Origin of the sequence: Streptomyces gossypii (genome assembly GCF_025165795.1) — a bacterium.
Taxonomy (GTDB): domain Bacteria; phylum Actinomycetota; class Actinomycetes; order Streptomycetales; family Streptomycetaceae; genus Streptomyces; species Streptomyces gossypii.
The window spans coordinates 138,329-155,893 of the sequence record NZ_JAJAGO010000009.1 but is presented as its reverse complement, the minus strand read 5'-3'; the positions used below and the strand labels follow the sequence as shown (position 1 = coordinate 155,893).

General features: G+C 68.2%; 13 protein-coding genes and 1 pseudogene. All 14 read right to left on the bottom strand.

Annotated features, from left to right (window positions below; translation table 11 throughout):
- Window positions 1–121: 121 nt before the first annotated feature.
- Window positions 122–820, bottom strand: a pseudogene (locus LHJ74_RS20150) (NADH-quinone oxidoreductase subunit B); the annotation flags it as partial.
- On the bottom strand, window positions 811–1,182 hold the full coding sequence (locus tag LHJ74_RS20145; protein WP_260219507.1) for an NADH-quinone oxidoreductase subunit A: 372 nt from the start codon (window positions 1,180–1,182) through the stop codon (window positions 811–813). The pseudogene LHJ74_RS20150 and the gene LHJ74_RS20145, both read right to left, overlap by 10 nt.
- Before the next feature lie 531 nt (window positions 1,183–1,713).
- Window positions 1,714–2,184 (bottom strand): prevent-host-death family protein, encoded by a 471-nt coding sequence (locus LHJ74_RS20140; RefSeq protein WP_260219506.1) that lies wholly within the window; start codon window positions 2,182–2,184, stop codon window positions 1,714–1,716.
- 139 nt (window positions 2,185–2,323) lie between these two features.
- Window positions 2,324–3,805 carry a DUF6177 family protein gene (locus tag LHJ74_RS20135; protein ID WP_260219505.1) on the bottom strand — a complete coding sequence of 494 codons (1,482 nt, stop codon included), beginning with the start codon at window positions 3,803–3,805 and terminating at the stop codon, window positions 2,324–2,326.
- Window positions 3,802–7,866: a type VII secretion protein EccCa gene (eccCa, locus tag LHJ74_RS20130; RefSeq protein WP_260219504.1), complete on the bottom strand. Its 4,065-nt coding sequence runs from the start codon at window positions 7,864–7,866 to the stop codon at window positions 3,802–3,804. Before eccCa ends, LHJ74_RS20135 begins: the two co-directional genes overlap by 4 nt.
- Window positions 7,863–9,215, bottom strand: a complete 1,353-nt coding sequence (locus LHJ74_RS20125; protein ID WP_260219503.1) for a CpaE/TadZ family protein — start codon at window positions 9,213–9,215, stop codon at window positions 7,863–7,865. Before LHJ74_RS20125 ends, eccCa begins: the two co-directional genes overlap by 4 nt.
- 45 nt (window positions 9,216–9,260) lie before the next feature.
- Window positions 9,261–10,559: a type VII secretion integral membrane protein EccD gene (gene eccD / locus LHJ74_RS20120; protein WP_311203329.1), complete on the bottom strand. Its 1,299-nt coding sequence runs from the start codon at window positions 10,557–10,559 to the stop codon at window positions 9,261–9,263.
- Between the two features lie 41 nt (window positions 10,560–10,600).
- On the bottom strand, window positions 10,601–10,864 hold the full coding sequence (locus LHJ74_RS20115) for a hypothetical protein (RefSeq protein WP_260219502.1): 264 nt from the start codon (window positions 10,862–10,864) through the stop codon (window positions 10,601–10,603).
- Between the two features lie 140 nt (window positions 10,865–11,004).
- Window positions 11,005–11,880: a hypothetical protein gene (locus tag LHJ74_RS20110; protein WP_260219501.1), complete on the bottom strand. Its 876-nt coding sequence runs from the start codon at window positions 11,878–11,880 to the stop codon at window positions 11,005–11,007.
- Between the two features lie 461 nt (window positions 11,881–12,341).
- Window positions 12,342–12,779, bottom strand: a complete 438-nt coding sequence (locus LHJ74_RS20105; RefSeq protein WP_260219500.1) for a hypothetical protein — start codon at window positions 12,777–12,779, stop codon at window positions 12,342–12,344.
- Between the two features lie 135 nt (window positions 12,780–12,914).
- Window positions 12,915–13,412, bottom strand: coding sequence for a hypothetical protein (locus LHJ74_RS20100; protein ID WP_260219499.1), 498 nt, complete (start codon window positions 13,410–13,412; stop codon window positions 12,915–12,917).
- Window positions 13,413–13,677: 265 nt separating this feature from the next.
- A complete protein-coding gene (locus LHJ74_RS20095) occupies window positions 13,678–14,484 on the bottom strand; it encodes a hypothetical protein (protein ID WP_260219498.1) in 807 nt (268 codons plus the stop codon).
- Between the two features lie 203 nt (window positions 14,485–14,687).
- Window positions 14,688–17,159: a hypothetical protein gene (locus LHJ74_RS20090; protein ID WP_260219497.1), complete on the bottom strand. Its 2,472-nt coding sequence runs from the start codon at window positions 17,157–17,159 to the stop codon at window positions 14,688–14,690.
- On the bottom strand, window positions 17,117–17,560 hold the full coding sequence (locus LHJ74_RS20085; protein ID WP_260219496.1) for a DUF6507 family protein: 444 nt from the start codon (window positions 17,558–17,560) through the stop codon (window positions 17,117–17,119). The genes LHJ74_RS20090 and LHJ74_RS20085 overlap by 43 nt, the downstream gene beginning before the upstream one ends.
- Window positions 17,561–17,565: the final 5 nt, after the last annotated feature.

Sequence of the window (17,565 nt, the reverse complement as noted above, 5' to 3'; positions counted from 1 at the left end):
CGCCGGGGCCAGCGTCCCCCAGGCCGTCGGCACCGCCCTCGGCAGGGCGGCCGAGGCCCGCCTCAGGCGTGCCCGGACCGCCGCCCGACGGGGTGCCGGGGTGCGGGCCCGTACCCGCTGGGCCGTCGCCCGCATCGGCGTCCCCGGTCGGGTGGCTGGGCCGCGCCGCAGGCGCAGCCCCAGGCGCAGCCCCAGGCGTCGGCGCGGCGGCGAGCCCGCTCGTGAGCGCCCCGGCGGAGGGTCGGCGGGCCGCGCCGGAGGCGACCCCGTACCGGTCGCCCAGCGATTCGCGGGAGATCTTCTCCTGGAGCTTCAGTATTCCCTGCAACAGCGCCTCGGGCCGCGGCGGGCAGCCGGGCACATAGACATCGACGGGAATGATCTGGTCGACGCCCTTGGTCACCGAGTACGAGTCCCAGTACGGGCCTCCGCAGTTGGAGCAGGCACCGAACGATATGACGTACTTGGGCTCGGGCATCTGCTCGTAGAGCCGCTTGACGGCCGGGGCCATCTTGTCCGTGACCGTGCCCGAGACGACCATCAGGTCAGCCTGGCGCGGGCCGGGCGCGAAGGGGATCACACCGAGCCGGATGAAGTCGTGCCGGGCCATGGAGGCCGCGATGAACTCGATCGCGCAGCAGGCGAGCCCGAAGTTGAAGACCCACAGGCTGTAGCGGCGGCCCCAGTTGAGCACGACCTTCATCGGCTCCGGCGCCAGCCTGGAGAGCACTCCCAGCCGCGGCGCGGGCTGCGGAAGGTCCACCGGCCCCGTAGCGGCCGTCGTCTCCACGCCCGTTTCTGCGTTCTTCTTTACGTCCATTCCAGGACGCCCTTCTTCCATGCGTACAGCAGGCCCACGGACAGGAAGCCGAGGAAGATGAACATCTCCACCAGCGTCGTACCGCCGAAGCCCGGCGCGGCGAAGACCGTCGCCCAGGGGAACAGGAAGATCGAGTCGACGGCGAAGATGACGTAGAGGAACGCGTACACGTAATAGCGCACCTGCGTGTGCGCCCAGTGTTCACCGACCGGATCGACGCCGCACTCGTAGGTGAGCATCTTCTCGCGCGTCGGCACCACCGGTCGCAGCAGGCGCCCGCTGGCGAACGCCACGGCGACGAAGAGCACGCCCACGACCGCGACCAGCCCGACGACCGAATAGCCGTGGAAGTAGTCCGGCACGTCCGCCCGTCCTCACTTGTCCGTTGTCTTCGCCGAGTCCACCGATCCGTCCGCCACGGAGTCTAGGCCCTGCCCCACCGCCGGGGACCCGCCCGTTCACCAGGTGGGCACGCTTGCCCCGTTTCGCGTCATACGGCGAGCTTCACCACGGGCGACGATCACGGCGGCGGGCACACGATCAGCGATCCGTGTCTTTGGGGTGCCGTGCAGAGGCCTGCACAATCCAGACCTGGCGGCGATCTCGGTCGACCAGGTAGCGCACCCTGCCTCCGCTGGTGACTTCGTACTCCCACTGCTCAAGTTGACGACCGTTGTGACGGTTCGTGGCCAACTCACTCTTCAATTGGTGCTGTCGCCGGTGGTTCTCCCGGGACTCCGGTGCGAGACGCAAGGCATCCACGCAACGACGGGTGTTGGCCAGAGCCAGTCGGCACAACTCTTCCCAGCCCTTCACCGCCTCTCCCGTACCGAAACGAACATCCCACTGATCTTCTGGAGGCGGAACCGTGACCCTGTCAGCGCGTTTTGGTGTCACGTGTCGACCTCAACCCGCCCGTAGTCCCCCTCAGTGGCGAGAAGCGCGTGCCGGTACTCCTCCGGATCGGCCTTGACGCGGGCCGTCGCTCGCCAACCCTCGATGACTCCCTCGGCCTCCGTGTCGACATCCAGTTCCGCTGCGTCGGAAAGCGCCTCAACCAGCTCGACCGTGAAGGCCCGCACCTCGTCGTCCGCGAGATGTCTTATCCACGGGAAGACATCAGCCATGGCCAGCAACAGAGAACGCGCGCCATCGTCGTGCTTCATGAGAGCGAGAAACATCCGCGATGACGTGGACAGGTTTGCGTCCCGCTGCTCCTCGCGGGCCGCAGCGGTCAGATAGAAGTCAGCGGCGTCACGATGGGTCACCCGCACACGCCCCGTGCGCACGGCCCGCTCGGCCACCGCGCGTGGATTGCGCGACAGATCGGAGAAGGTGACGGAGTCAGGGTGGCTCATGCTCATAGCAGGAGCTTAGTCAGAGTACGTTCTGACGTCTACCACACGAACCGTCCGCGACGGGTGATCTTCGTCGGTCCACGGTTCGGGCATCAATCGGCGGCTGAGGTGTCCGTACCGTCGACGGACTCAACCGTCGACGGACTCAACCGTCGACGGAATCAGCGGTTCCGTTCGGACGGGTCAGGTGAGCCATCAGGTCCTGGAGGGCCTGCCAGGGCTCAGCCGCGCCTGCGGCGCCTGCGGCACCTGCGGGATCTGAAGAACCGGGACCGGCAGCGTCGTTGTGGATCGGGTAGTAGCAGCCTGCCCCTCGGAGGCGGCCGAGCATGCGGGGGCGATGAGGCTCGGGCAGCGGGGCGCCCTGCGCGAGCGCGGGGCCGAGTTCGCGTACGGCCTCGCTGCCGAGCACGAAGGCCACCGGTTCCGGCGGGCCTTCCAGCCAGGCCGGTACGGTCAGGTCAGCCCGTGCCGTGCGGTGCTGGATCAGCAGGGAGACCAGGCCGTACTCGGCGACCAGTTGCCCGGCCAGCTCGCTGAGGGCGGCGTGCGACGGGACCCCGCCGCCGCCAAAGGCCACCGTGACCTCCTCCTCGACACCGGATTCGGTACGCGAGATCCGCAGCGTGGCGAGGGCGGCTGGACGCTCCGGAGCGCCGACGACGACGAGCGAGGTCGGCGCCGGGGCGCGCGGACGGGCGAAGTCCGTCAGCGCGCCCGGTGACCACGGCTCCCCCGCCGGTTCCGCGCTGCCCCAGCCGGCCGGTGGCTCGCCGGTCAGCTGCCGCCAGGCCGCCTCCAGCGGTTCGCCGAGCAGGAGTCCGGAGGTGGCGGGGCGGCGGGTACGGAAGGTGAGGAGGAGCTGGTGTCCGTCCGAGGGGGCCGGGCCCACACCGGGGCCGCGCGCGGTGAACGCCGGGGCCAGGCGGTCGGCGGGCTCGAACGCGCCTTCCTGCCAGCGCAGTTCCGTGCCGGAGAGGCCGTCGTAGTAGCCGCCCGCTCCGTCCTGTACGACCCAGCGGTTGGGCAGGCCCGTCAAAGCCGTACGGGTGGGCAGGGTGAGGCGTGTGCCGGGCTGGGTGACGATCTGGAGGGCCCGGCCGTCGGCCGTCGCGGCGCGCAGCGCGTCCGAGAGCCAGGCGGTCATCGCGACGAGCGGGCGGTCCTGGATCACCACGGCAGCCCGCTCCGTCAGTACGTCGACCGCGGGCTGTTCGGCTGCCGGGGCGCTCGCCCCGACCGCGCCGGACGGCAGCACCGCCGCGCCCCCGGCGGGCGCGGCGGCACCGGGCGGCCAGACCGTGCCGCCGAGCTGCCCTGCCAGCCGGGTGGCGATGGCGCCTGCCAGCGGTCCCGCGTCCCGGGCTCCCGTCGCCCCGCGTACCTCCGTCCACCAGACCGGCCCGCCGACCTCGACGCCGAGCAGCCGCGCGGCCTCGCCGGGGACGCGCACCAGCATCGGCGACTCCACGGACGCCAGCGGCCGCCCCTCCGCGTCACTCAGCTGGATCACGGCGCCGTCGGCCCGGGTGGACAGCCCGGTGTCGGGCCCGGCGGACATCAGTGCGGCCAGCAGGCTCCAGCTGTCGGGCATCCGTTCGGTGAGCGCGATCACGTCGGTGGTCATGAGGCGTCCCCCGGGGCTGCCGGCTCTTCGGCCAGCGCGGTCTGGATGAGTCGGTGGGGCGCGCCGCGGCGTACGAAGGTGCCCCGGCCCGGCACGCGGGGTGCCGCGTACACGCCGGGGAAGAGCTGGCCCTCGGAGCGGTCCCCGGTCATCACCAGGGCCGCGGTGCCGCTCTCCCGCAGCGTTGTCAGAAAGGGCGCGTACAGCGCGCGGGAGGCTCCGGCGACCCGGCGCGTGACGACGAAGTGCAGGCCGATGTCGGGTGCGGAGGGCAGGTAGGGGAGGAAGGGTTCGAGCGGCTGCTGTCCGGCGCTGGCGAGCACGTCGTAGTCGTCGACGAGGACGACGATCCGCGGCCCGTCGAACGCGGAGCCGCCCGCGGCGAGGAGTTCGGGGGCTGTGCTGTCGTCCGGCATCCGCTTCTCCAGTTCGGTGGCGATGGCGCCGGAGAGCGCGTACGCCAGGCGGGCGTTGTGCGCGTAGCCGCCCCGGTATTCCTCGGGCACCAGGCTGTACAGCCCGCGCCGCGGGTCCATGACGGCGAAGACCAGGTCGTCGTCCCCGTAGCGCGCGAGCAGGCCGGTGGTGATCAGCCGCAGCAGGTTCGTCTTGCCGCACTCGCCGTCTCCGAAGACGATCAGGTGCTGGTCGTGCCGGAAGAGGTCGAGCAGTACGGGGTCGAGGGCGCCCTGGTCCAGGCCGATCGGCACCCGGTGCGGCTCGGTGGCCACGCTGGACACGGTGGCCAGGCGGCGCGGGCCGAGCCGGGCGGGCAGCACCCGCACCGGAGGCGCGGAGTCACCGGGCCAGGCGCCCCGTACGGTGCGCACCGCTTCCTCGACGGCGGCGCCCAGGTCGTCCACAGTGCTGAGGGAGTCGATTCGGGGCAGCGCCGCGTGGGCGAACAGCTTGGCGTCGGTCAGCACCCGGCCCGGCTCGTCGGCGGTGAGAGTCTCGGCGAGACGGCGGCTGACGCTGCTGTCGGAGGGGTCGTTCAGGCGCAGTTCGACACGGGTGCCGAAGGCGGACTGGGCGACGATGCGCACGTCGTTCCAGCGCAGCACGCCCGCGACGACATGGATGCCGTAGCCGCTGCCGCGCTTGAGCAGGTCGTTGACCCCGTCGTCCAGCTCCTCGAACTCGCCGCGCAGCTCACCGAAACCGTCGATGACCAGGACCACATCGGTACAGCCGAGCTGCGGAAGCCCGCCCTCGGCCCGCAGGGCACGCAGCTGTTCGACGGAGTCGATCCCCTGGTCGCGGAAGATCTCCTCGCGGGCGGCGAGCATGCTCCGGACCTCCTCGACCGTACGCGCGGCCCGCTCGTGGTCGGCGCGGCCCGCGACCCCGCCGACGTGGGGCAGGCCGGACATCGCCTGGAGTCCGCCGCCGAGGAGGTCGAGACCGTAGACGCCGACCTCCTGCGGGGTGTGGGTGAGCGCGAGGGAGAGGATCAGGGAGCGCAGCAGCGTCGTCTTGCCGGACTGGGGACCGCCGATGACCGCCACATGGCCGCCGGCGACGGTCAGGTCCAGGAGCCACTGGCCCTGCCACTGCTTGTCCGGATCGTCCAGCAGCCCCAGCGGCACACGCAGCGCGCCCTCGGGGCCGGTGGCGAGCCGCGTACCGTGCCGCCCCGTCACGACCGGGCCCGCGACAGCGTCCAGCGGCAGCGCTTCGGGCAGCGGCGGCAGCCAGATCTGGGGGACGGCGGGGGCGGCGTCCGCGAGCTGTCCGACGACGGTGCTCAGGAGGGTCGGGCCGATGGTCCGGCGCGGCGGCGCCTGCTGCGCCGGGCCGGGGCCGCCCGCGCTGTCCAGGGTCTCCGAACCATCGGAACCGGCTTGGCCGTCCGGGGAGGCGAGCGTGTTGTACGCCGGATAGGGCAGCGCGGCCGGCCCCGCGTCCGCCTCCTCGTCGCGCCGTACGGGGCCGCTGTAGGGGCCGGAGACGTAACCCGCCTTGAACCGTTCGTAGGCGCTGGTGTCCACCTTGAGGTAGCCGAAACCCGGGATGGGCGGCAGCTGGAAGGCATCCGGAGTGTCCAGCACCGTACGGGACTCCTCGGGCGAGAAGGTGCGCAGTCCGAGACGGTAGGAGAGGTAGGTGTCCAGGCCCTTGAGCTTGCCCCCCTCGATGCGCTGGCTGGAGAGCAGCAGGTGGACGCCGATGGAACGGCCGATGCGGCCGATGGAGAGGAAGAGGTCGATGAAGTCCGGCTTGGCGGTGAGCAGCTCACCGAACTCGTCGATGACGACGAACAGATGGGGCAGCGGTTCCAGCTCCGGCCGCTGGGCGCGGGTGGCGGCGTAGGTGGAGATGTCGGCGATGTCGCCTGCCTCCTTCAGCACCTGCTGACGCCGCTTGACCTCACCGGCGAGGCTGGCGTGCACGCGCTCGACCAGCCCGGCCCGGTTCTCCAGATTGGTGATGAGCCCCGCCACATGGGGCAGTTCGCCGAACGGGGCGAAGGTGGCGCCGCCCTTGTAGTCGACGAGCACCATCGCCAGATCCTCGGGCGGGTGGGTGGCAACCAGCGCCAGCACGAGGGTGCGCAGCAGCTCGCTCTTGCCGGAGCCGGTGGCACCGACACACAACCCGTGCGGGCCCATGCCCAGCTCGGCGGACTCCTTCAGATCCAGCAGCACCGGCTCGTGGGTGTCGCCGAGCCCGATCGGCACCCGCAGGAAATCCTGATCGCCGCGCGGAGCCCAGAGCCTGCCCGTGTCCAGGGCGGCCGCGTCCTCGATGCCCATCAGCCCGGCGAAGTCAACCGGCCCCGAGAGCGGAGCGCCCGCGGCGGCAGACTCGGGCGAGAGCCGCAGCGGTGCCAGCATCCGGGCCAGGCCCGCCGCCCCGGCCGCCGTCAGATCGTCGAGGGCACCGTGCACCGTGACCGGCTGTTCGCCGCGCAGATCCTCGACGGTCACCATGCAGCCGTCCTCCCCCACGGTGATCCGCAACGACACCTGCCCCGGCTCGTCGATGCGCCGCTCCAGCAGATGCAGGACGGTGACGCCCATGTCGGGGAGCGGAACAGCCTCGTCGGGACGGGGCAGCTCGGACGCCACCTCGCCATGGCTGTCGCTCAGGACGAGCAGCCGCTTCGTGAGCCGCAGCGCGTCGCGTCCGGCCAGCCCACGCCGTACCTCGGCCGCGTAGGCGGCCCGCCGCCGCAGTTCCCCGGCGAGCGCCGCGCCGAGCCCGGGGACGTCCCCTGCGATACGGCGTACGGGGACGGGCCCGTCCCACTCCTGCGGGTCGAGGATGTGCGGCAGCCACTTCACCCACGCCCAGTCGGACATCCGGGGCTCGGGCGCCGCCAGGGCAAAGGCCAGATCATCAGGAGCGTGACCGGCGGCCGCCTGCAGGGCGAGCGCGCGCACGACACGCAGCACATCCTCACGCGCGCCGATCACGCTGACATTTCCCGCCCGGTCCAGCGGCACCGACAGCGGCGTCTCGGGGACGGCGGCGAAACGCTGCTGAAGACCGGCCGCCTCATTGAGCATGAAGGGATCCGGCGGAGTGAGCACCGAACTGCCCTGCTGCTCCATGCGCAGCGTGCGTACGGGCGACTCGCCGGTGCCCACCCGCACCTCCAGGAAGTCCCGGTCCAACCGCCGGCGTTCCCAGAGCCGTGCCGGATCGCGCACCAGGTCGTACAGCGCCTCCGGAGGCGGCGACAGCACCCGGGCAACAGCCCGGCGCTCGCGATCCTCGGCGCTCAACTCCTCGCGCAGACCCTCCAGATACTCCAGATAGCTCTCCCGCTGGGTACGCCGCGTGCGCTGCGCCTTGCCCCGCTGCGAGAACAGCAGCAGCACCCCGCCGACCACCGCGACGACCAGCACGATGGCCCCGATCGCGGCGAACCGGCTGCTGCGGATGACGGTCATCATCACGACGGAGCCCATCACGCCCATCATCGGCAGCAGCGAGGTGGCGGCCGAACCGCCCTTGCCGTCGGGGAGGTTGGGCGGGGGCTCCATGAGGCGCTCGACCGGAGGCGGGAGCGGCCGGGTGGTGCGGGCGGGACGGTGGACCACCCGTACGCTCATCGCGCCCGCTCCCCCGCGAACGGCTGCGTCGGCCCACCGGGCGCGCGCCCTGCGGGAGCCTGACCCGCCCGTGCCTGGCCTGCTGGTGCCTGTCCCGCTGGTGCCTGTCCCGCTGGCGCCTGTCCCGCTGGCGCCCGCTCTCGAGAAACGGCACGGTCCATCACCGCGGCGGCCAGCAGGGCTGCCGCCTCGCGGGTGGCGCGGCCGAGCAGTTCGGTACGTACGGCGCCGCCGGCCGCGAGGTGGCGGTCGTACGGCAGTACGGTCACCGCCGCGCCGCCGGTCTCCAACTGGGCGACGGCACGGGCCTGGTCGAGCGCGGCGTCAGGGGAGGTGCGGACCAGGGCGACGACAGTCGTCGGCAGCATGCTGCGGTGCACCTTCCCGAGCCAGTCCAGCACCGTCCTGGTGGCGGCGACGCCCTCCACCGTCGCCGGAGTGGTCAGCACCCGCGCCTGGCCCGTCACCAGCGCCGTGCGCGCCACCTCGGCGGGCAGCGACTCGCAGTCGACGACGGTGGTGCCGAAGTAGCGGCGCACCGCGGCCATCACGGTGCGATAGGTGCCGACGTCGATCTGCGCCCCGACCGATCCCTGGCTGCCGGGCAGCAGCCAGCCGCCGCCCTCGAACGGCAGGAGATAGCCGGTCAGGTCGGTGATGCGCATCGACGGGTCCACGATGCGGGCCAGATCCGGGACCGACCAGCGCACCTCGGTGGCACCCAGCCGCCGGGGCAGGGTGCCCAGCGCCGGATCGGCCTCCACGGCCAGCACCGGGTCCGGACGGTAGTGGGCGTAGGTCAGACCGAGCAGCGCGGCGACGGTGGACTTGCCGGAGCCGCCCCGGATGCTGGTGACGGCGATCTGGCGGCCGGTGGTGACGGGCTGCTGAATGGCCCGCGCGGCCTCGGTGACGGCGGCGGTGTCCCGCGCGGCGGAGGCCACCAGGGAGCGCAGGGCGCGTGCCGTGCGCCGGGCGAGCGTGTCGCCGTGCCGGGAACGGCCCTCGGCGGCTGCCAGTTCGGGCGTGACCAGCGGCACGGAGAGCGGCGACGGCAGGGGGAGGCGGGGCGGGGACGAAGCGTGCGCGGGCGGGGACGAAGTGTGCGCGGGCGGGGACGGCGGAAGCGGAGGCAGCGGGCTTGACGGGCGGGGCTGCGGCGGCGGGCTCGCGGCAGCGCCCACCGGGTTCGCAGCGCTCGGTGCGCTGGGTGCGCTGGGTGCGCCGGGTGCGCCCGTCGCACCCGGTGCGCCCCCGGTGGCGGGTGAGCTCAGATCCCTCAGCACATCGCGCTGCCAGTCCTGCTGACCGCCGCCCGGTGCCGGGGTCGGGCTGTTCCGTGCCGCCATCAGACTCGTGCCCCCATCAGCCTCGTACCCATCGCCCCGTACCCGTCAAAACGTGTCCAGCAGACGGCCGTACACGCCGAACGCCCCGATGGCCACCGGTATCAGCACCACCACACCCACCGACTCCACGAAATTCATCACCCGCCGCAGCCGCACTCGTACGTGGTCGGGCGGCCGGGCGACGAGCACCGCGAGCGGGAGCAGCGGCAGCGCGCACAGCGCGGCCAGCGGCGCGGCCGTACCGCCGTCCCCCTCGGCCCAGAGCACCAGCAGCCGTACGGCGAGCACCGCCCCGGCCGCCTGCAGCGCGACCACCTCCACGGCCAGCGGATAGGCGCGGGCCCGGGAGAAGAGCACCACGGCCAGCAGCGCCACCGCCGCCACCGCCCAGCTGTTCGCGCGGTCGGCGGCGAGCCAGCCGCCACCCGCGGCGGATACCGCCACGGCCACGGTCGCCAGGGCGAGCCCGCGGTGCGTGGCCGCCAGGGCCACATCCACCCCGTGCCTGCTCACCGACGTCTCGGCCACCCGCCGGTCGTCCAGACGGGTCAGGCCCGCGCTCATCAGCGCAAGCCTGGGCAGATACCCCAGCGCCAGCACCGACGCCGCGCCGAGCGCCGCACCCACCTGGTATCCCCCGGAGAACAACCACCCGAGCTCCCAGCCGCCCACCACCACGGCGACGGCCACCGCGCCGACATAGCCGCCCCGGCCGACCGGGGTCACCATCGCCAGCAGGACCAACGTCACCGTGACGGCCAGGCCCATGGCGGCCAGCCGCGCATCCGCCGTCCCGGCGGTCTCCGTCGCCGTCCAGGCGGCGAGCAGGCCGAGTCCGCCGCCGAGCATGATCAGCGCGGTACCCAGCTCCCGGCCGCCCAGCCACGCCGCCAGGGCGCCGACGGCTCCGGCGACGACGGCCACCGCCGCGAACGGCAGCCCGACATCCTCCTGTCCCAGCCACACCCGCGCGGCGAACGCCGCGACCAGCCCGAGCAGCACCGCGGCCGTACCTGCGGCCCACGCGCGCGTACGGCCGTCCCAGCGCCAGGCCCGTACGTCCAGATCCTCCGCCGTCTCATCGGCCACGTCGTGCACGACGGGCGCGGCGGGCGTCTCCTCCGCCCGCACCAGACGCAGCACGGCACCGTCGGCTACTCGCGCGGACGCCAGCGTGTCGTCCTGCGCCAGCACCTCGCCACGGGCGGTCACCAGGCGCCGCAGCAGCGGCCGTTCGGAGGCCCGGTCACCGAGCAGGTCCAGAATGTCGGGCAGCAGCTCGCCCACCGGCTCGTCCGCCGGGAGCAGCATGTCGATCCGCCGCCGCTCACCGACCAGCGTCACCCTGCTCAGCGTGCTGCGCCGCCCGGCGGCCACCGCCGCCCTCACCCTGCTGTCCCCGCCACCACGTACGGCGCCGAACGCGCCGGTCCCTCGTCCTTCTTCTCCAGAATCCGCTCGGAGACGAACGACCACCCCACACACCCGGCACACATCACCGCGGCCAGCGCGATGCCCCCGAAGATCTTCCCGGTGTTCTCGTCCAGCGTCCGCCGCATCCGCTCCGCCCCGAACAGCAACGCGTCCCGCAACCTCCGCCGCCGCACCGCGACGGACTCCAACAACTGCCCGTCATAATCCCGAGCCACCGCTCCCCCCTCCTCCGCAGCCTGCCCCAACACGATACGCGATCACCGAACACCAGTGCGTAACCGGGGAACGGTCACCGGAGCCCTCCGAGCACCGTGCGTCCGACCGCCCCCGGCCGCCCCCGGCACAGCCGGGCGCGTCACCAGCGGCGGCGCCTGCCCCAGTCCCGCCGGTCGCGTTCATACACCTTGTCCGGCGCGAGCAAACTGGTCTCACCGGTGAAGCGGAGGAAGTCCGCATCGATGCAGTTGTCCCAGTCATCGGCGCAGCGGTGCTCCCAGTCGCGGCCATCGGGGCCGTCCTCCAGGCGAGCACGGTGCACCCGACGCCCACGCCAATAGAACTCGACCAGCGCGACGCCCGGGGGCTGCTCGAAGGTACCGAGCGGAGCCAGCCAGGGCGGGTCCATGCCCACCTGCTCATTGCCGAAATAGTTCGGAGTGGTCGGGGTGGGCAGCCCGTCCTGCTTGATACCCCGCTCCTCGTCATCTCCCATACCGCCGCCCATTGGCGTGGTGGGAGACGCACTGGAACCCACATCCGCACTGCGGTCGTTGCCCGTGCGGTAACTACCCGCGACCCCGAGCCGCCATGATCCGTCGGAATGACGCTGCCACGGCTCCTGCGGAGCCATTGGAGGAGAGTCACCAGCGCCGATCACACGCACCTCGTCGAATCCGTACCGACAGTAGGACCGCGGACCGTCATTGACGTCATCCCGCCAGATCACGTCTTCACAAGACCCTTCGTCGTAATGGCGCCCCCAGATGGCGTGATAGTAGGGAAGCTCACAGAACCCGACGATGTCGGGACTCTTACCGCCTCCGTACTGAACATCGACATACTCACCCCCTGAGTGCCGCCGCGTATATACCGGAACGTGATATGAGCCATTGCGCCCCAACAACATCCAGGTGATCCACTCGGCTTCGGTTTCCCCGATCCGCTCGGCACCCCACGTCTTATCGCGAGGATCCGCATAGACTCGGATAAAATCCGTAAATATGTTCGACATAATCCCGTCCTGTCAGGAACGGCTGACTCAGGTCGGCCAACTTCTTGCCTCGCACTGGGCGACGTATTCTCGAGCAGGGAGACGGGTCGGAGGGAAGTGGACTCTATCTCCACACTTTGGGAACAATTACCAGTCGCCCCAAGGGAGCTCTTGTCGGATCCCTGCTATCGATACGCTCCTGCGTATCGAACGGAACCGCCCAGAATTCGCCGAATTCCATACTGCGCTAGCAATACACCACAAAAGCGTATTGCTCGCTCCACGCTCGATTTACCAGAAGCTCAAAAGCTGCCTTATCGCTTCTCTCCTAGATAACACCTCTCCCCCTCCGGAGTCTCCTGAAACTGCCGCACGACACATACTCCGTGCCGCCACTCCTGGAACTGTTAGTGACGAATTCTTCGCTCCAGCAGCTCATCAACCGAAACGCGGGACACCACAATTCCTTTTTCTATCCAGGCTCAAGTTGCATTACCTTCACTCATTCGCAATTCGAACCACGCGCGTTGTTCCTCGACCGATGCCAATCGGAAATATTCAGCAGGCGGCACCTCATCAAAGATGTCCACCGTTCGCGGGCGCGGAGATGATTCCCAATAGTAGGCTCGCATGCCACCTCCCATATCCAAGGCCATCCGACTTGGGTGAACGTTCACAAGAGCCCCCATAACGGCAGGTCGAAGACCATCCGCCTCCAACTCCCGACGAATCATCACCAGCGCGCTGTAGAAGTTCCACGAAGATCCCCGGAGAACGCGTTCATCGCGGGTCACAGAAACCATGTACTCATAGTGATATCGGGTACCCGGTAATTGACTACCAAGCAGACGAGCGTCCGTACTTCCGCCGCTGCCAATGAGAGTCACGTGCTTGTCGTACAGAACTTCGACTTCAGACATCGCCTCTCTCCTTTCAGCTAGCGTGATCAGGTCGAGAACTCTCCGTACCAACTGCATTGGCGCAGGTGTTTCGGGAGGTACTCGGCCCTGCTATCCGCCTGATCGAGTACTTCTTCAAAATAGCCTTTGGGGCCTTCATTCCTCAGGAATCGGATGCACCACGCGCAAGGAAATCTCAGCATTTGCAATCATTCGAGTTACTTCAATTAGAGGATTGCGGAACTCCGCCATGACGACTTCGGCTGGTTCGATGCGATGAACCTCTCGATCAACGCCTCGAGCTTCAAGGACGAACCTGAACCCACATGGAGCTGCGGCATCATCTGAAATCTGCCAGGAAGCGCCACGTTTCCGAATCAATACATCTGCCAGGTACGCAACGAGATCAGTATGCAGCGTGACCCAGTCAGATTTCTCGAACTGATGCGGCGGCAACCGTGCAACATAGTTCTGCAGGGCAGCGAGAAGAACCGATGGATCTGCCCCATACTCCGCAGCATTGGCGCCCAACACACCGGCTAAGGCCAAGGCGTCCTGGTGGCCTTCTTCAGTCCATCGAGCAAGAGATTCCCAGCCGGTATCCAAGAAGGAAACCGGTTCGAGTGGGTGCAGATCAGGAATGGAATAGTTCACTGGGTATCTCCAGTCATGGAGGCGCTAAGTTGCTTTGCCTTGCCATGTCTTGATCTGGGCGCGAATAAAGAGGAGATCGGCTACTCGCATGCCACCTCCCACGTCCAAGGTCATCCGACTTGGGTAGACGTCCAGAAGAGCCCCCGTCACGACAGGTCGAAGACCATCAGCCTCCAACTCCCGGCGAATCACTACCAGCACGCTGAAGAAGTTCCACTAAGAGTCCGGGAGTTCACGTTCATCACGGGAAGCGAGACAGGTCGACCTATCGAGATCCGGATAGTTCTTGAAGCTCATCGAGACTCATAGAACCAGTCACTCCTTCCAGTCGCCCCGCCCCATGGTCCTCAGGCCAGTTCGCAAGCTCCTCCAGGGCCTGAAGCGGCGTGAGAGAATTCTCCTTCGCCCAGCCAAGGTTTTTCATCCAGTGCAGTGCTGCATACAATGCATCATCGCCGACGGAGCTTCGCGGCTCATATCCAGCCGCACCTTCCCTGTCCGACGCCCAAAGATACCCAAGCACCGTATCCCCTCTGACCACCCGCGCATAGCTAACCCGCGACTCGGCAAAATCGTGGTATCTGTGCACAGAGTTCGGCAGTTCAGAAATGATGCCACCCAACCGGTAAGGCACCTCAAATATGCCCCATGAGTCGAGGAGTTCCGGATCTTCGTCCGGCTGATCCTCGAAGCCCGTCGGTGAAGGAGTCGCGTGGCTGGTCGGGTCTCCCGGATCTGGTTCGGCGCCCACGAACCTGGTGACTTCCAGCAGGACGGAGCGCAACCTAGGAGCATTCGCACGCTGAATATCAAACTGCTCTCGCCCACGCAAATCCTTGTTGAGCCACGGGTCCGAATACGTGGACAACGTGACCAGTTCTTCGGTAGTACCCGTAGCGCTCACCTCAATAACGAAGTGCTTCTCAGCTCGCACCGTCTCGTCATGTTCCATCCACTCACCTGCACAATGCAACTGGAGTACGGATAGATGCGGATCAGGCAGAGATAGATCAGTGGCCCCCAGGGAACGGATGAGCTCCTGCGCATCTACCACAGAAGCATCGGCTTCCACGCCACTCCTACTGAAGCTCAGGGTGCCGCCCTGGCCCAGCGAACGGATCTGCAAGGTCGACCTTGCTTTCCCTACAATGATCCGGTGACGGGTAAGGATCCCATGAACATTCAGCGCAGTACTGGCGCAACGATCTACAGACCCGCGGTCTAGATCCGTATCCCTGACTGTCCAGTTCCAGCTACCGACAGGTGTAGTCGTGATCACGGTGTACTCCCCGGATAGACTCGAGCGCCTGGTGGGATGACGAGCATTCCATCATCCAGTCTAACAACAAATGAAATACCCATTCCCTTGTCACGTTTTAGCGAATGAGTTCCTTTGTGTACTTCCATGAGCTCACCAGGGATTCCCCTCCGAGTCCAGTCCGCCAGAGTTCCTTGTCCATCAACAAGCATCACCTTGTGCGTGAACTCTGAGACTTGAAGCTGCCTCAGGTACTTGTCGCGCGTGATCTCATCAAAAGGACTCGCGGGGTTATTCAGGCCTTTCATTTGATACCCGAAGGATCTACCATCTGAATCGCGCACCAAGACATCGACATCCATGCCATCTTTGTTTTGAACTTCGAAGGCTATATCACGGAAGCCGTTTGCGTGCAGTTCATCAGCGAAGCGCAACTGGGATATGGCGGGATCGACATGACTCACCTTACCGGACCCCAGAAACGAAACAACCTTTCCGAAATTCTCATTTCGTACGAACTTACCGGAAGTGATGATGTCTGCAATCTGCTGCCCGTCTGGGCGAGCAGCAAGCCTGTCCAATGCTTTCTCGAGGACCTTAGGCTTGGGGCGCTGCGGGCCAGGCAGGTCCTTGAGAGCTTCGCGAAGATTGCTTTCCGCCTCGCTTCCCCGCACGAAGGGCTGACCCCCTGCCGCAGGCGATGTGTCCCCTGAGGAGGTGACGGGGTTGCCGCCAGAAGGTGATTCCGGCAGCGTGCCGTCTGGGGTCGAGCTGTCACCTGCATTGTGAGTCGCCGAATTTCGGCTTCGCCCGGGTTCTTCTCCCCATCCTCCGGCGTTGTCTGAGCGGGGGCTCTCAGGCGACCCGCGGCCGCCCTCTGGGAGGTGCTCACCGGGCGCACCTCTGCCCGGGGTGCCGCCTTGTCCGGGGCTGTTTGAACCCCCTCGGGGCTCCGGAATATCGCGACTGGTGCCTGCTTCGCCCGGTATTTCGCGGGCTGTCGCCGGGTCCCGTGGTGTTGGTCCGTCGGCGTTGGCGCGGGCGGTGAGGTCGCCGGGGTCCTGGCGGGCGCCGACGCCGGCGAGTTCGTGTTCGGGGGCGGCGGACGGGGTGGTGGCGCGTTCGGCGGCGGAGCGTTCGTGAGGGACGTCGCGGGCGGGCTGGATGGCATCGCCGTCGGCGTTGCGGAGGCTGTTGTCGGGGTGGAGGAAGACGTCGTCGTCGAGCTTGACTCGGCCGTCGGGTATCTCGACGGCGCGATGGCCCTCGGGGAGAGGGCCTCGCACTGGAACGGGGGTACCGTCGCGGAGGGCGTAGGTGCCGTCGGATAACTCGACGGCTTTGGCCGCGCCCAAGTCCTTGAGCTGGGCGAGGACACCGCTCAGCTTGGGCACCTTGGCGACGCCGACGGATGCCGCCTTGGTGAAGGCTCGGACGGGGTCGATGAGTTGGGCCGCGCGTACCGCCTTGGCGGCCTTGCTCGCACCCGTGGGCGCGGTGAGCATAGTGATGGCGTTGAAGGTGGTCGTTCCCGCGGCCTTGGCGGGGTCGTTGCCCCACTCGTCATAGGCCACCAGAGCTTTGGCGAAGTCCCCGGCGGCGTTCTTGAGGTCCTGTTCGGTTTTGCTGTCCCCTTCGCCAGCCATCTTCCCGCCCCAGTCGAAGGGTTCCTTGGCGTAGGCGCCGATGCCGCCGAGGACCTTGCCCAGGCCTGTCCATGCCTTGCCGAAGTCGTCGCCGAACGGGTTGACCAGCGTGCCGATTCCTCTGAGGGTGGCGAAGAGTCCGCCTTCGACGAGGCCGTCCCAGACGAATCGTTTCGTTCCGACCGCCGCGTCCTTGTACCAGGGGAGGTCCTTCTGGACGACCGATCCCCAGGGCGTCTTGCCGACCTTCTTCATATCGGCGACGGAGAGGCCGTACATGTTCTTGCCGTGCGAGCCGTCGTCTGCAACCAGGGGCGGCAGGCCGAGCAGGACGCGGATCTTGCTGGCACAGGAGCGTTCCGCGGCCCAGAACTGGGCCTGGACCATCTTGACCCCGGAAACGAGCTTGTTATTCTTGTCCTTCTTGGCCTCGTCGCGATTCCAGGTGTCGTCGCCCTCAACCTCCGCCTCGAAGGCGAACGCCTCGCTGCTCAACGTCTCCAGGCGCTTGACCAGTGGACGGATCTCCGTGGCGTAGGTGTCCAATGCCTCCGCGACTCGCTCCAGTTGGAGTGCGAAATCCTCCGCCCGGTCCCGCACGGGCTTGGTCGTCGCGAGCAACTGCGCGGTTTCCGGGGCCTTGTAGTACGCCGACAGCCCCTGGAACTTCGAGTGCGTGTCCGCCCCCGTGCTGCGTATCTTCCCAGCATCCTTGCGCAGGCTGGTGATGTCCTTCTCCAGCTGCTCCAGATTCCCCGTGTAGACAGGTATGTCGAGCCATGAGATCGGCGTCGCACCCATCAGCCCTCGCCCTTCGCCTCGGCACGCGCCTTCTTCATCCACGCGTCCATGTCCGGCTCCGCCAGTGTCTTGTGCATCGTGTCCGCCGCCATGTCCTGATCGCCCCGCAGATACTGCACGGCGGCGTCACTTGCCCCCTTGACGGACCTGGCTCCACGGACACCGATGTAGAGCAGGTCCTCCTGGGTCCTGGTGGCGAACTCACCGACCGCGCCCGCCACCGCTCCACCCACCCCGCCGTCGGTGCGCTGGTTCCCGCCCTGGGAGGCCGCCTGGTCGCTGCCCTGGGAACCGGCGGCAGTGCCCAGGGTTCCGGCCGACCGGGCCGCAGAGGTGATGTTCTCGCTGTACGCCTCCACCTGGGCCTGGAGGCCGTCGATTTCCTCGCCCGTGTTCGTCAGAATCCGGCCGATATCCGTCGGCCACAGGTCCCAAACAGGCATGCCGT